We start from the raw sequence: 13,972 nt of genomic DNA, 5'->3' as shown, positions 1-13,972 counted from the left end.
TATCGGATCGGCGGTTCGCGTACGCGCCGGGATGACGGCTTCGCCGCACCGCTGCGAAGCCGTCATTTCGGCGTGTTTCTTTCCATGGAGATCTCGCGATCGGGTGGTGGGTGATGGGCAGTCAGGACAAGGATCGATTCAGCCCAATCACTCTGGTGATCCCTGGAGGACCACGTGCGCAAGAGATTGATCGTCTCCGCTGCCAGTGCCCTGAGCCTGTTCCTGGCCGTCCCCGCCTCGGCCTCCGGCTTCCAGCCGGGCGCGGACGGACTCGGTGACAGCTACTACCCGACCCTCGGCAACGGCGGCTACCGCGTCTCGCACTACGACATCCGGCTGAAGTACCAGCCCGCCACGGACGAGCTGGAGGGCACCACGACCATCCTCGCCACGGCGACCCAGGACCTCTCCCGGTTCAACCTCGACTTCGCGCTGAACGTCACGGAGGTCCGGGTCAACGGGCGGCCCGCGGCCTTCGCCACCAGCGGGGACCAGGAGCTGGAGATCACCCCGGCCCGGCCGCTGGCCAAGGGCAGCCAGGCCACCGTGGTGGTGCGCTACAAGGACGTGCCGTCGACCGTGACGAAGTACGGCGGCTTCACCGCCTGGCACCGCACCCCGGACGGTGCCGTGGTGGCGGGCGAGCCCGTGTCGGCCGGGTGGTGGTTCCCGAGCAACGACCACCCGAGCGACAAGGCCACCTTCGACGTCTCGGTGCAGGTGCCGAACGGCAGCCAGGTGATCAGCAACGGCGTCCTGACCGGCACTTCCTCGCAGGCGGGCTGGACCAGGTACAGCTGGCGCGAGGACAAGCCGCAGGCGACGTACCTGGCGACCCTCGCGATCGGCAAGTTCGACATCACCACGGACACCACGGCGAGCGGGCTGCCGGTCTACAACGCGTACAGCAAGGACCTCGGCGAGAACGCCGCCGCGGCCAGGGCGAGTGTCGAGCGGACCGGTGAGCTGGTCGACTGGCTGAGCGGCTACTTCGGCGAGTACCCGTTCAGCTCGGTCGGCGGCTACGTCCCCAACACCCAGTCCAGCGGCGCCCTGGAGACCCAGACCCGGGTCACCTACGGCCCCCGGTTGTTCGCCCGGGGCTCCAACACCTCGGTGGTCGTGCACGAGCTGGCCCACCAGTGGTACGGCGACAGCGTCTCGCTCTCGGACTGGAACGGCATCTGGCTGAACGAGGGCTTCGCCCAGTACGCGCAGTTCCTCTGGTCCGAGCACGAGAACGAGGGCACCGCGCAGGAACTGGCCGACTACGTCTACGCCTTGTTCCCGGCCGACGACCCGTTCTGGAGCGTCAAGCCGGGCGACCCGGGAGAGGAGAACCAGTTCTCCCTCGCGGTGTACTACCGCGGCGCGGTGGCCATCCAGGCGCTGCGCAACGCCGTCGGGGACGACGCGTTCTTCCGGATCCTCAAGGGCTGGCCCACCGAGCACCGCTACGGGAACGTCACCATTCCGGAGTTCCAGGCGTACGCGGAGAAGGTCTCCGGCAAGAAGCTGGGCGACCTGCTGAACACCTGGCTGTTCACCGCGAGCAAGCCGGCCGTCGGGCCGGTGCCGCCGGGTGCCGCGGTCGCGGCCTCGCCGGCCCTGGGCGCGGGTGCGGACCAGGGGAAGCCGCCGGCCGAGCCGAAGTCCTGGAAGAAGATCCAGGAGGCCGGCTCGGTGCACGAGGCGCGCAACTGACGGCGTGACGGATCGGGCCGGCGGGCCGCGTGTGCGACGCGAACCGCCGGCTCGGCCTACGCTGCTCCGGGGCCGTCGGCCGCCAGCAGTTCGGTGAGGCGGCGGACGGCGAAGGGTATGAGGTCGCGGACCGGGAGCAGCCGGCAGGGCGCGCTGCCGACCAAGGCCTCGCGGATGCCCGTCCGTTCCTCGAACTCCCGGCCCACGACCGGGAAGTGGGTGCCGTTGTCGTCCGCCACATCCGGTGCCTCGATCCAGACCCGCTCGCCCTGGATCGCCATCGGGAAGCGGCGGAGCTTGAGCCGGCGGTTGGGTGCGAAGGTCTCGGCGTAGTGCAGGAAGGTGTTGCGGTCGTGTCCGACGCCGACCAGCAGCACGTGGCCGCCGAGGTCGTGCAGCGCGCCGAACGGCGACTCCCGGCCGACGGCGAAGCCGAGCGACCGGCGGCCGGTGACCTCCCTGGCGTGCGCGCCGACGGCGGCCACCGAGACCTGGGGATGGGTGCTGCGATGGCTCTCCGGCAGCGCGCGCAGCGCCTCCGCCACCGCGCCGGTGGAACAGGGGAGCCCGGGGTGGAACAGCGGGACGGCGGCCCGCCGTTCCGCGATCCCGGGGGTGGGCGGGCCCGCGTGCCCGGGGGCCGGGTCGCGGACCGTGTCGGAGGTGAAGGCGGGCGCGGCGACGGTGCCGCCGGGCCCGACCGCCTCGCGCAGGGAGGCCGCCACGGCCGCCGCGCCGCCCTCGACCCGGCCGAGGCTGGAGAGCGAGGAGTGCACGATCAGCGCCATGCCCTCGCGCACGCCCACCCGGCGCCAGCCTTCGACGAGGTCGGCGGTGGTGAGCGGGCCGGTGCCCGGTGCGGTCATGGTGGTGCCCCCTGGTGGCGGTGGTGCTGTTCGTACTGGAATCGTTCGGGGCCGACCATAGCGGGTGGCACTGACAACCGGTCAGGACGGGGTGCCCTCCGCCGGATCAGGGACGGTCGGCGGGCCGGAATCGCGGGTAGTCGGTGTAGCCGGCCGCCTCCTGGCCGTAGAGGTGGACCGGGTCGACGGGGGCGAGCGGCGCGTTCGCGGCGAACCGCTCCGGCAGGTCCGGGTTGGCGATGAAGGCGCGGCCGTAGGAGACCAGGTCGGCCAGGCCCGCGGTGAGCACCGCCTCGCCCCGCTCGCGGTCGGTGGCGGCGCGGTTCTCGCCGACGTTGGCGATCAGCGGGCCCGACCAGCGCGGGCGCAGGTCGGCCAGGGCCGGGTAGTCGTCGTTGTCGGTGAGGTGGAGGTAGGCCAGGCCGAGGCCGTCGAGTTCGGCCAGCAGCGCGCGGTAGACCGGTGCCGGGTCGGCCTCGTGCATGCCGAACTGCGGGTTGCCGGGGGACAGCCGCAGGCCGAGGCGGTCGGGGCCGACGGCCCCGGCGACGGCGGTGACCAGCTCGATCGCGAAGCGCAGCCGGTCGGGGAGGGTGCGGGGGCCGTACTCGTCGGTGCGCAGGTTGGTGTTGTCAGCCAGGAACTGGTGGATCAGGTAGGAGTTGGCGCCGTGCAGTTCGACGGCGTCGAAGCCGGCGGCGAGGGCGCGGCGGGCGGAGTCGACGTGGTCGGCGATGGTGCGGTGGATCTCCTCGCGGGTCATGGCGCGCGGGGTGACGGCCTCCGCCTTGCCGCCGTCCCTGATGTGCACCGGGCCGGGGGCGGGGACGGCGGAGGGGCCCGCGGGGACGTCGCCGAGCAGCCGGTTGAACGGGTGGCCCTGGCGTCCGCCGTGCATCAGCTGGGCGGCGATCCGCCCGCCGGCGGCGTGCACCGCCCCGGTCACCGCGCGCCAGCCGGCCAGGTGCGCGGGCGTCTCCAGGCCGGGCAGGCGCCAGCCGGACTGGCCCTGCCGGCTGGGCCAGATGCCCTCGGTGACGATCAGGCCGGCGCCCGCGCGCTGGGCGTAGTGCTCGGCGACGACGGGCAGGGGCGTACCGTCCTCGGCGGCCCGGTACCGCGTCATCGGAGCCATGACGACGCGGTTCGGCAGGTCGAGCCGGCCGAGGCGGTACGGGGTGAGCAGGGATGCGGTGGTGGTCGTGGTCATGCCGGTACGGTAGAAGCTGACACCGGTGTCAGGTTCAAGCGCCGACGGCGGTCCGTGCGTCGTGCGGTGCGTCCGTCCGTGCGTCGGTCGCGGTGTCCGTCGCGGTGTCGGTCGCCGTGTCGGCCTCGGTGAGGATCAACTCCTCGATGCCGCGCAGGAACCGCTCCATCGCGGGTCTCGGGAGTACGGACGGGTCCGCCGTCATGGCCAGGCTCAGTGCCTCGGCCGACTGGAGGGCGTCCAGGGCGTAGGTGAGGCCCGGGCGCGGCTCGAACTCCACCGGCCAGCTGAGGGTGGTCCGGTCGTCGCCGGGGTCGGCGACGACCGGGAGCAGCTCGCGGGTGTCGTTGAACACGCAGGAGCGGTCGGCCGGTTCGACTCCCTCGGCGGTCAGTGCGGCGACCTCGGCGGCCAGCGCCAGCTTGTCGTAGTACGCGTGGCGGTAGGTGCCGATCGCCGCCGCGTGGGTGCGCCGTACGACGTCGCCGAACTCGGCGGCGGCGTCCGGGAGATGGAACAGCCCGTCGCCCGCGACCACGCTCACCGCGTTGGCCAGCTCGGGCAGGAAGCGGTTGTTGACCACGACGTTCAGCACGGCCTCGGAGGAGCCGGCGAGCCTGGCGGTCATCGTGGCCGCCGCGGCGAGCAGGACCGAGCCGGTGCTGACCCGGTGCCTGGCGGCCACCCGTTCCACGGCCCGGGGCAGGGTGGGGGAGCGGAGCACCGCGTTCGGGAAGCGGGCGGGCTGTCCGGCGGCCGGCGGGAAGAGCCTGGCCGGGCCCAGCCGGAGCTTGCGCACGAACTGCCTGCGGGCCCCCGCGTCCCGCCGCAGCCCCCGCTCGGAGGTCTGGAACTCGGCTTCCTCCAGGGGCTGTCGGGCGGGTGTGCGCAGCTCGGCCAGCTCCTCGGGCGAGCTGCCGAGGCAGAGCGCGGACAGGTCGGCGACCAGGCGGCTCATCCCGGAGCCGTCCACCGCGGTGTGCGAGAGCACCAGGCTGATGTGCCGGATCAGCCCGTCAGCCGTCACCGCGCCGACCCGGACCGGCCACTGGGTCGCGGTGTCGAAGGCCTGCGCCGCCAGCTCCTCGTGCAGCCGGGCGCCGAGTTCGGCCGGGTCCTGGTGCGTCGCGGCGGGCAGCAGGTGGACGCCCAGGGTTCCTTCGCCGTCGACGACTTGGCGCAGGCCGCCGTCCTCGTCGGGGAGCAGCCGGGTGTGCAGCGAGTCGTGCAGGTGCAGCAGCCGCTCCAGTGCGGCGAGCAGGACGGGCACCGGGAGTCCTGGGTCCAGCGGCGCCGCGGTGGCGATGTTGTAGCGCGGCGCGTCGGCCGGCGGCAGCTTTCGTACGTTGTCCCAGATGGCCCGTTGGCCCCAGGTGGCCGGTCCGGACCCGGTCCGTCCGGACGAGAAGGCGATCTCCAGCAGTTGGCGAGTGGTCACCGATCGGCTCTCCGTTGTGCGGTGGTCATGGCGTCGTGCCGGTGCGTTGGGAGCGCGGGTGCTGCTGGGGAGAGTGTGGCGTACGGCCCGCCGTGCGTCGAGGGTTGCGGTGCCGTGCCGGGCGGGGCGGCTCGGGGGTTCCGCAGGTCTCTTGATATGAAGTATCTTGATGTCGAGATTGATCGTGACCACGCGATTCATGTGACTCATGCGACGGGGGCCTGCCATGCGGGGGAACGGACTGATAGCGCAGCTGCGGCGGCCGCCCGGCGGGCGGGACGCGCGGATCATGCTGCTGGCGCAGGGCGTCGACCGGACCGGCACGGGGGTGTGGTCGGCGGCCTCGGTGCTCTACTTCACGTACGTGTGCGGGATGGACGCGCGGCAGCTGGGACTGCTGCTCGGGGTGGGCGCGGTGGCCGGGATCGCCGGCTCGCCGCTGGCCGGGCGGCTGGCGGAACGCGTGCCGGTGCGCCTGCTGCTGATCGGCTGCCACCTGCTGCGGCTGGGGGCGATGGGCCTGCTGCTGGTGGTCGACGACTTCGCCGCGCTGCTGCCCGTGGTGGCCCTGATCTGCCTGGCCGAACGGGCCGCCAAGACGCTGGAGATGCTGTTCGCGACCAGGGTGGCGGGCGAGCGGCGGACCACCTACCAGGCCCTGTTCCGCAGTGTGGCCAACGCCGGGGTCGCTCTCGGCGCGGGCGTCGCGGCGATCGGTCTCGCGGTCGGGAGCACGACCGCCTACCGGGTGCTGATCCTGGCCAACGGGCTGTCGTACGTGCTGGCGGCCGTGCTGGTCTGGCGCGTTCGGGAGCCGTCCGGGTGCGGCCTGGTCGCGGCGAAGGGCGGTGCGGGAGGCGGGGCCGAAGGCGCGGAGGGGCGGGCCGGGGAGCCGTCCGCCGCGCCCAGCCCCTGGCGCGACCGCGGCTACCTGCGGTTCGTCCTGCTGGACATCCCGCTGAACCTGGACGACTCGATCCTGGGCGTCGGCCTGCCGCTCTGGCTGGTGCACCACACCGGCGCGCCGCACGCCGTCGTCCCGGCCTTCCTGGTGCTCAACACGGTGCTCGTGGTGCTGCTGCAACTGCGCGTCTCGGCCTGGGCGGAGGGCCCGCGCGGGGCGGCCACGGCGGTGCGCTGGTACGGGGTCGCGGTGCTGGGCAGCTGCCTGCTGATCGTGCTCGCCACCGGCGCCGGGCCGGTCGTGGCCTCGGTCGCGCTGCTGGCCGCGGCGGTGCTGGTCACGGTGGCGGAGCTGATGCGCTCGGTGAGCTCCTGGGAGCTGGCGGTCGTGCTGGCGCCGCCGGGTGCCCGGGCCTCGTACCTGGGGGTCGCCGGGATGTCCCAGTCGGTGCAGAAGTCGGTGGGGCCGCTGCTGCTGACCGGGGTGGTGATGGCGGCCGGGCCGGTCGGCTGGGTGGGGCTCGGCGTGGCGGCCGTCGGGCTCGGCGCGCTCCAGCGCCGGGCCAGCCTGGGGCGGCTGGCGGCCCTGGACGCGGTGGCCGCAGGGGCCGGTGCCGGGCCGTCACCGCGGCCGGCTACGGCTTCGGTGGGCTGATGCGGGGGGCCGGGCGGCAACGCCGGTCCTGCGCTCCGGCGCGCCCTGGCGGGCGGCCGGGCGGCGCTGGTCCGGTTGGTGCCGGCGGTGCCGGCGTTCCTGCGGGCGTGAGCGCCCATGGACGTGAGGGCTCGTGGTCAGCCCGCGCTCCCACGTCCTTTCCCGCGCTCCGGGTCCCGCCCTGGGGGAGTTCCCCGGCTGAGCCCCGAGGGAACGGCAGGGGATTCTCGGGGGCGCACTCGGGGACATCCCGCAATCCGCCCCCGGGTGGTGCCGGACCGCGACCGGTCCGGTCCTGGACTGGCTAGCGTGCGGCCATGACCTCGATCCTGCGAAAGCACCTCGTCGTGGCGGCCGGTGTCGCCGTGCTGCTGGCGGCCGGCACGGCCAACGCCTTTGCCAGACCCGCCGGTTCCTCCGTCGCCCAGCGGTTGCGCCAGGACACCGCGGCGATCCACCACCTCGGCATCGCCGGCGTACAGGCCCGGGTGGTCGGGCCCGACGGCCGGCAGGCGGTCGCCACCAGCGGCACCGCCGACGTGACCACCGGCCGCCCGGTCTCACCGGACGGCTACTTCCGGATGGCCAGTACGGCCAAGACGATGGTCGCGACCGTGGTCCTCCAACTGGAGGCCGAGGGCCGGCTGTCGCTGGACGACACGCTCGGCCACCGGCTGCCGGAGGTGGCGCGGGCCAAGGGCGGCAGCGGGATCACCGTTCGCCAACTGCTCCGGCACGAGGGCGGCATCAAGGACCACCTGCCCGGATACAACACGAGGGACGAGTACGAGCGGGAGCGCTACCAGGTCCACAGTGCCGAGGAGCTGGTGGCCGGGGCGGAGTTCCTCGACGACACGAACTGGCGCTACTCCAACACCGGTTACATCCTGCTCGACATGATCATCGAGCGGGCCACCGGGCGCGCCGCCGAGCGGGAGATCGAGGAGCGCGTCCTGCGCCCGCTCGGCCTCGACCGGACGCGGTCGATCGGCGCCTCCCCCACCCTGCCCCGGCCGCACGCCCAGGCCTACCAGCTCTTCCCCGCCCCCGACGGCCGGGTGGACGTCACCGAGCAGGTGCCGCTGGTCGGCGGGCTCTCGTGGGTCACCACCACGCGCGACGAGAACGCCTTCCTCCGCGCACTGCTCGGAGGCCGACTGCTGCCGGCGCGGCAGCTGGCCGAGATGAAGGAGACCGTGGAGGTGGACGAGGAGACAGCGACGATGTGGCACGGCGGCCAGTACGGGCTCGGTCTGGTCGAACGCTCGCTGACCTGCGGGGGAACGTACTGGGGCCACGACGGCGGGGACGGCGGCTACATCACCCTCAACGGCGTCACCGGGGACGGGCGGCGCAGTGCCGTGGTCTCCATGTCCGAAGCGCGCGGCGACACCTGGGACCACATCCTGGCCCAGGAGGACGCGGCCGGCGCGCTGATCGACCACGCGCTGTGCGCCGGGAGCCCCGGCTCCGGGTGAGCCGCCCCGGTGCCGCCCGGGCGGCGCGCCCTCGAACGAGTGAGGCTGGCGGGCCGGCCGGGAACGTGGTGATACGTATGCGGATCACGTGCCGATCCCGACGGAGGACCACATGGCCGCCAATGGCCGGACGGATGACCTGCTCGACCGGATGCGCGGTACCGGAGACCCGTTGGGGGACGCCGCCATCGCCGAGGCCTACGCACTGGGACAGCAGGAGCAGGTGCGGCAGACGCTGCTCGGCTTCGGCCGGAACAGCGAGGCCGTCCCGGCCGGGCTCCCGGGCCGCCACCGTTCCCGGAACGGTGGCGGCCCTCGCGCGCACCCCAACGTCCCGACGGTCCGTCAGGTTCCTTCCATGCGAGGCTTTCCAGGGCGGAAGGCCGGATCCCGTTTCAGGTGACACGATGTTAACCAGATCGGCACATTCCCCGCCCTTGGAATGCTTTTTGCCTTCCCCATGCCCGTGCTTTACTTGCCCTTGACGCGTCAACAGGTCGCCGGGGGGCACCGACGCGGCCCGGGCATTTCCGCGCCCGCCGCCGTCACACCCTTCTGCCGGGGACAACTGGTTCCGACGTGCCTGCCCGCCCACCGCCCCTCCCGGACCACACCGCGAGGGTCACCGAAGGAGGCATCCACCCTGATGGAACCGCTCATCGACCGAGCCAGGGCGTTCCCGCAGCGCGCGGGGGACACCGGCCGGGAACTCACCGCACTCGCCGCGGGCCAGGCCCCGCAGGCCCTGTTCATCACCTGCTCCGACTCGCGCGTGGTGCCCGCCCTGATCACCAGCGCCGACCCCGGGGACCTCTTCGAACTCCGCACCGCGGGCAACATCGTCCCCGCCTACCGGGCCGACGGGTCCTCCGGCGAGACCGCCACCATCGAGTACGCCGTCGAGGTGCTCGGCGTCCGCGACATCGTGGTCTGCGGCCACTCGCACTGCGGAGCCGTCGGCGCCGTGGTCCGCGACGAGGACCTCAGTGTGGTGCCCGCCGTCCGCGCCTGGCTGCGCCACGCCGACCAGGCCGTGCTCCGCGCGGACGAGACCGACGTCTTCGACCCGACGGTCGCGGGGCCGGTCCAGCGCCACGTGCTCAACCAGCTCGACCGGCTGCGCGGCTACCCGGCCGTCGCCCGCCGGCTGGACACGGGGGAGATCCGGCTGCACGGCTGGTTCTACGAGATCCACACCGGGCTGGTGCTCGCGCACCGGCCCGGCGCCGGCCTCTTCCTGCCGCTGTGATCCCGGTGCCCGCCGTGATCCCGGTGACCACTCCGATTCCCGCGGCCCCGGGCCCGGCCCTCCGCGGCCCGTCCGCCGTCGACGTTCCGACCACCACTGTCCGCCTCCGGACCACCGCCGTCCGTACCGACACCGCCCCGAGGACCCGATGACTCGTCGTCCCGCCCTCCGGCTGAGCACTCTGCGCGCCGACCTCCCCGCCTCCCTCGTCGTCTTCCTGGTGGCCCTCCCGCTCTGCGTGGGCGTCGCCGTCGCCTCCGGCGTCCCGGCCGAACTCGGCCTGGTCACCGGCATCGTCGGCGGCCTGGTGACCGGGCTGATGCCCGGCAGCAGCCTCCAGGTCTCCGGCCCCGCCGCCGGCCTGACCGTGCTGGTCTTCGCCGCCGTCCAGGAACACGGCCTCGCCACCCTGGGCGTCATCACCGCCGCCGCCGGCCTGCTCCAACTCGCCATGGGCGCCGCCCGCCTGGGCCGGCTGTTCCGGGCGATCTCCGTCTCGGTCGTCCAGGGCATGCTGGCCGGGATCGGCCTGGTCCTGATCGCCGGCCAGCTCTACGCACTGGCCGACACCAAGGGGCCGGCGAGCGGCCCCGCCAAGCTCGCCGGGCTCCCCGGACTGGTCGCCGACGTCGCCGGCCGGCCGCACGCGCTCGCCGCCGCCGCGATCGGCGCCGGGACGATCGCGGTCCTGCTGCTCTGGCCGCGGCTGCCCGCCAGGGTCAGGGCGGTCCCCGCCCCGCTCGCCGCGGTGGCCGCCGCGACGGCCGTCACCGCCCTGTTCGACCTGCCCGTCGCCCGGGTCGAGGTGGCCGGACTCGCCGGCGTCATCGACCTGCCCGGCGCCTCCGACCTCGCGGCGCTCGGCAGTGTCGGCGTCCTCGGCACGGCCCTCGCGTTCGCGCTGATCGCCTCGGCCGAGACGCTGTTCAGCGCGGCCGCCGTCGACCGGCTGCACGACGGCCCGCGCACCGACTACGACCGCGAACTGCTCGCCCAGGGCGTCGGCAACACCGTCTGCGGCCTGCTCGGCGCCCTGCCGATGACCGCCGTCATCGTCCGCAGCGCCGCCAACGTCCAGGCCGGCGCCCGTACCAAGGCCTCCCGGGTGATCCACGGCGTGTGGCTGCTGCTCTTCGCGGCCCTGCTCCCCGCCGCGCTCTCCGCCATCCCACTCGCCGCGCTGGCCGGCGTCCTGGTCCACGCCGGAGCCAAGCTGGTCCCGCTGCGCACCCTGCGGCCGCTCTGGCGGGCCGACCGGGGCGAGGCGGTGATCCTGGCCGTCACGGCGGTCGCCATCGTGGTGACCAACCTGCTCGAAGGGGTGCTGCTGGGCCTGCTCCTCGCGGTGTTCAAGAGCGCCTGGGACACCTCCCACCTCCAGGTCGCGGTCACCGAACTGCCGGACGGCGCGGTCCGGGTGATCCTCCACGGCAACGCCACGTTCCTGCGGCTGCCCCGTCTCCTGGAGACCCTCGAATCGCTGGAGGGGCTGCCGGCCGACCGTCCGGTGCGCCTCGACCTCGGCGGCGTGCGGCACCTGGACCACGCCTGTCGCAGCGCGCTCGAACTCTGGCAGGAGCGCCACAACCGCAGCGGCTCCGCCGAACTCCTCGGCCTGCCCGCCGCGGTGGCCTGACCCGAGGGCCCGCGCCCCCTGTGGGCCGTACCCCCGACGATCACGGGAGTACGGCCCGGGGCGCGGGCCTCCGGGCCGTACGGCGGCGCGGTCGGTCAGGCCGGGGTGACCTCGACGGGCAGCCTCTTGATGCCGTTCACGAAGTTGGAGCGCACCCGCGGGACGTCGCCGGCGAGCCGGATGCCCGCCAGGCGCGGGATGAGCTCCTCGAACATGATCCGGATCTCGGTGCGCGCGAGCAGGTTGCCCAGGCACAGGTGGGGGCTGCCCTTGCCGAAGGTGACGTGGTCGTTGTCCCGGCGGGTCACGTCGAAGTCGTAGGGGTTGCCGAAGACCTCCTCGTCGCGGTTGCCGGAGGCGAACCACATGACGACCTTCTCGCCCTCCCTGATCCGCCTGCCGCCGAGTTCGACGTCGCGGGTGGCCGTGCGGCGGAAGTGGTACACCGGGGAGGCCCAGCGCAGGAACTCCTCGACCGCCCCGGGGATGAGGGAGGGGTCCTCCTGGAGGCGGGCCAGCTGCTCGGGGTGCTGGAGGAGGGCCAGCATGGAGTGGCTGATGGTGTGGCGGGTGGTCTCGTTGCCGGCGACGACCAGGAGCAGGAAGTAGTTGTCGAAGTCCTGCGGCGAGAGTGGCGTCCCGTCCCGCGGGACCTCGTTGACCAGCCTGGAGACCAGGTCGGTGCCGGTGCCGCCGCGCCGCTGCCGGGCGAGTTCGCGGCCGTACCCGAAGACCTCCAGCGAGGCGGGCGAACGGAAGGGCAGGTCGCGGTACTTCTCGCTCTCCGCGCTGTGCAGCAGGACGTCGGCGTAGTCCGGGTCGGTGTTGCCGATGATCCGGTTGCCCCAGTCGACGAGCTGCCGGTTGTCCTCCGGCGGCACGTCCAGGAGCCGGGCGAGGACGTTGATCGGGAAGTCGGCGGAGACCTCCTCGACGAAGTCGAAGGTGCCCTTGGACAGGGCCGCGTCCAGGGTGGTGGCGGTCAGGCCGCGCAGGAAGTCGGCGTAGCTGTTGATGACGCTCGCGCCGAACTGGCGCTGGAGGATGCCGCGCAGGGCGCGGTGGCGGACTCCGTCCAGTTCCAGGATGGAGGCGCGCTTCTTGATCTGGTCGTCGTCGACCTCTTCCAGGTTGACGAACCTCGCCGAGGTGAAGGTCTCGGCGTCCCGGTCGACGCGGGCGATGTCGGAGTGCCGGGTGACGGCCCAGAAGCCGGAGTCGGGCGCCTCCTCCGGCTGCCAGTGGACCGGGTCCTGGTGGCGGAGGGTGTGGAACATGCGCCACGGGGTGACGCCGTCGGTGAAGTTGTCGAGATCGGCCAGGTTCACCTGGTCCAGCGGCATCGGCTCGTGGGCGGCACCGGATGCGGGCGCGGTCGGCGCGGTGGTCATGGGTTCGCTCCTCGGCATCACAGGTGGTGGGCGTACTCGGTGAACTCCCAGTCGGTGACGTGCCGGTGGAAGCGTGCGACCTCGTCGCGCTTGTACGCGAGGTAGGCGGTGGTGAAGTCCTCGCCGAGGACGTCGGTCAGGGCGGTGTCCGCCTCCAGCGCGTCGAGGGCGTCGGGCAGCGACACCGGCAGGACCGCGGACCTGGCGGGGTCGTAGCCGTAGCCCTCCAGCGGGGCGGCGGGCTCGGCGCCCGCCAGGACGCCCAGGAGGGCCGCCGCGATGGTGCCCGCGATCAGCAGGTAGGGGTTCGCGCTCGCGTCGCCCAGCCGCAGTTCGAAGCGGGCGCCCGGGCCGCGCTCCGGCGGGATGCGGACCATGGCGCTGCGGTTGTCCAGCCCCCAGTCGATCAGCCAGGGCGCGAGGGTGCCGGGGCCGAAGCGCTTGTAGGAGTTGACCGTCGGGTTGGCCAGCGCGGCGAGTGCCGGGGCGTGGGAGAGGATGCCGGCCACCGCGTGGCGCGCGGTGGTGCTCAGGCCGTACGGGGCTGCCGGGTCGGCGAAGATGTTGCCGCCCCCGGCGTCCACGCAGGACAGGTGGAGGTGGAAGCCCGATCCGCCCGCGCCCTGGAAGGGCTTGGCCATGAAGGTGGCCAGCCGGCCTTCCCTGCGGGCGAGTTCCTTGACCGCGGACTTGAAGCGGAAGGCGCGGTCGGCGGCCGTCATGGCGTCGGAGTGGGTCAGGTTGATCTCGAACTGGGAGCCGTCGAACTCGTGGTTGCCGCTGCTGACGCCGATGTCCAGGTCGCGCAGCAGGCGCAGGGTGCGCAGCAGGTGGTTGTCGCCGTCCGCGCGCAGGCCCGCCGTGTAGACGGCGCCGGTGGCGTCGCTGTAGCGGCGCCAGCCCCGGGCGGTGCCGGGGGCCTCGTCGCACAGGAAGTACTCCAACTCCGGCCCCACGACCGGGTGCAGGCCGTGCTCCCGGCAGCGGTCGACGACCCGGCGCAGCAGGTCGCGCGGCGACTCGGGCGCGGGCCGTCCGGTGGCCGGGTCGGTGACGTCGCCGAGGCAGGTGGCGACGCCGGGCTCCCACGGCAGGGCGGTCAGGGTGGTGAGGTCGGGGCGTACGCAGATGTCGGGCAGGCCGGCCTCCAGCCCGCCGGGGACGGCGACGACGTCCCCCTGGGGGCTGGTGTGGTAGACGGCGCGGCAGAAGGCGAGGCCGTGGTCGCAGACCGAGGGCAGGTGGTCCAGCAGGACGTCCCGGGCCCGTTCGCTGCCGGTGAGGTCGGGATAGGTCACCCGGACCACGTCGATGCCCTCGGCGGCCAGTCGCTCCACGTGGTGGCGGACGGGCGGGATGTCGGATGCGCTCACCGGCGTCTCCTCTGGGGGAAGTGGGGCGCCTCCCAGGGCTCGCGGCTCTGGGGGAACGGGGACTCGCGG

The 13,972-nt window shown here is 73.5% G+C and carries 10 protein-coding genes; 5 read left to right on the top strand and 5 right to left on the bottom strand.

Annotated elements, in window-relative coordinates; translation table 11 throughout:
* The first annotated feature begins 174 nt into the window (after positions 1-174).
* Positions 175-1,704, top strand: a complete 1,530-nt coding sequence (locus tag ACIQOW_RS34860) for a M1 family metallopeptidase (RefSeq protein WP_401091824.1) — start codon at positions 175-177, stop codon at positions 1,702-1,704.
* 56 nt (positions 1,705-1,760) lie between these two features.
* Here ACIQOW_RS34860 and ACIQOW_RS34855 read toward each other — a convergent pair whose 3' ends face one another.
* From ACIQOW_RS34855 to ACIQOW_RS34845, 3 genes are all read right to left on the bottom strand, one after another.
* Complete coding sequence (locus tag ACIQOW_RS34855) at positions 1,761-2,570, bottom strand: aminoglycoside N(3)-acetyltransferase (protein WP_401091822.1); 810 nt, start codon at positions 2,568-2,570, stop codon at positions 1,761-1,763.
* Positions 2,571-2,676: 106 nt separating this feature from the next.
* Positions 2,677-3,780, bottom strand: a complete 1,104-nt coding sequence (locus ACIQOW_RS34850) for an alkene reductase (protein ID WP_401091820.1) — start codon at positions 3,778-3,780, stop codon at positions 2,677-2,679.
* A gap of 34 nt (positions 3,781-3,814) precedes the next feature.
* Positions 3,815-5,218 carry a condensation domain-containing protein gene (locus ACIQOW_RS34845; RefSeq protein WP_401091818.1) on the bottom strand — a complete coding sequence of 468 codons (1,404 nt, stop codon included), beginning with the start codon at positions 5,216-5,218 and terminating at the stop codon, positions 3,815-3,817.
* A gap of 226 nt (positions 5,219-5,444) precedes the next feature.
* Here ACIQOW_RS34845 and ACIQOW_RS34840 point away from each other — a divergent pair, with 226 nt between their 5' ends.
* The 4 genes from ACIQOW_RS34840 (at position 5,445) to ACIQOW_RS34825 (ending at position 11,139) form a co-directional block, all read left to right on the top strand.
* Positions 5,445-6,776 (top strand): MFS transporter, encoded by a 1,332-nt coding sequence (locus ACIQOW_RS34840; protein ID WP_401091816.1) that lies wholly within the window; start codon positions 5,445-5,447, stop codon positions 6,774-6,776.
* A gap of 317 nt (positions 6,777-7,093) precedes the next feature.
* Positions 7,094-8,254: a serine hydrolase domain-containing protein gene (locus ACIQOW_RS34835; protein WP_401091815.1), complete on the top strand. Its 1,161-nt coding sequence runs from the start codon at positions 7,094-7,096 to the stop codon at positions 8,252-8,254.
* A 646-nt stretch (positions 8,255-8,900) separates the two neighbouring features.
* Positions 8,901-9,503: a carbonic anhydrase gene (locus ACIQOW_RS34830; RefSeq protein WP_401091813.1), complete on the top strand. Its 603-nt coding sequence runs from the start codon at positions 8,901-8,903 to the stop codon at positions 9,501-9,503.
* 148 nt (positions 9,504-9,651) lie between these two features.
* Entirely contained in the window at positions 9,652-11,139 is a 1,488-nt protein-coding gene (locus ACIQOW_RS34825; RefSeq protein ID WP_401091811.1) for a SulP family inorganic anion transporter, read from the top strand.
* A gap of 95 nt (positions 11,140-11,234) precedes the next feature.
* Here ACIQOW_RS34825 and ACIQOW_RS34820 read toward each other — a convergent pair whose 3' ends face one another.
* Complete coding sequence (locus ACIQOW_RS34820; protein ID WP_401091809.1) at positions 11,235-12,530, bottom strand: cytochrome P450; 1,296 nt, start codon at positions 12,528-12,530, stop codon at positions 11,235-11,237.
* A 17-nt stretch (positions 12,531-12,547) separates the two neighbouring features.
* Positions 12,548-13,903 carry a glutamine synthetase family protein gene (locus ACIQOW_RS34815; protein WP_401091808.1) on the bottom strand — a complete coding sequence of 452 codons (1,356 nt, stop codon included), beginning with the start codon at positions 13,901-13,903 and terminating at the stop codon, positions 12,548-12,550.
* Between the last annotated feature and the right edge of the window lie 69 nt (positions 13,904-13,972).

It is taken from the genome of Kitasatospora sp. NPDC091335 (assembly GCF_044757205.1).
Taxonomy (GTDB): domain Bacteria; phylum Actinomycetota; class Actinomycetes; order Streptomycetales; family Streptomycetaceae; genus Kitasatospora.
This window is presented reverse-complemented; position numbering and strand designations above follow the sequence as displayed.

Excerpts from the sequence above, each read along its gene's own strand:
- ACIQOW_RS34855 (WP_401091822.1), bottom strand. The coding sequence starts at position 2,570 with ATGACCGCACCGGGCACCGGCCCGCTCACCACCGCCGACCTCGTCGAA.
- ACIQOW_RS34850 (WP_401091820.1), bottom strand. The coding sequence starts at position 3,780 with ATGACCACGACCACCACCGCATCCCTGCTCACCCCGTACCGCCTCGGC.
- ACIQOW_RS34840 (WP_401091816.1), top strand. The coding sequence starts at position 5,445 with ATGCGGGGGAACGGACTGATAGCGCAGCTGCGGCGGCCGCCCGGCGGG.
- ACIQOW_RS34835 (WP_401091815.1), top strand. The coding sequence starts at position 7,094 with ATGACCTCGATCCTGCGAAAGCACCTCGTCGTGGCGGCCGGTGTCGCC.
- ACIQOW_RS34830 (WP_401091813.1), top strand. The coding sequence starts at position 8,901 with ATGGAACCGCTCATCGACCGAGCCAGGGCGTTCCCGCAGCGCGCGGGG.
- ACIQOW_RS34825 (WP_401091811.1), top strand. The coding sequence starts at position 9,652 with ATGACTCGTCGTCCCGCCCTCCGGCTGAGCACTCTGCGCGCCGACCTC.
- ACIQOW_RS34820 (WP_401091809.1), bottom strand. The coding sequence starts at position 12,530 with ATGACCACCGCGCCGACCGCGCCCGCATCCGGTGCCGCCCACGAGCCG.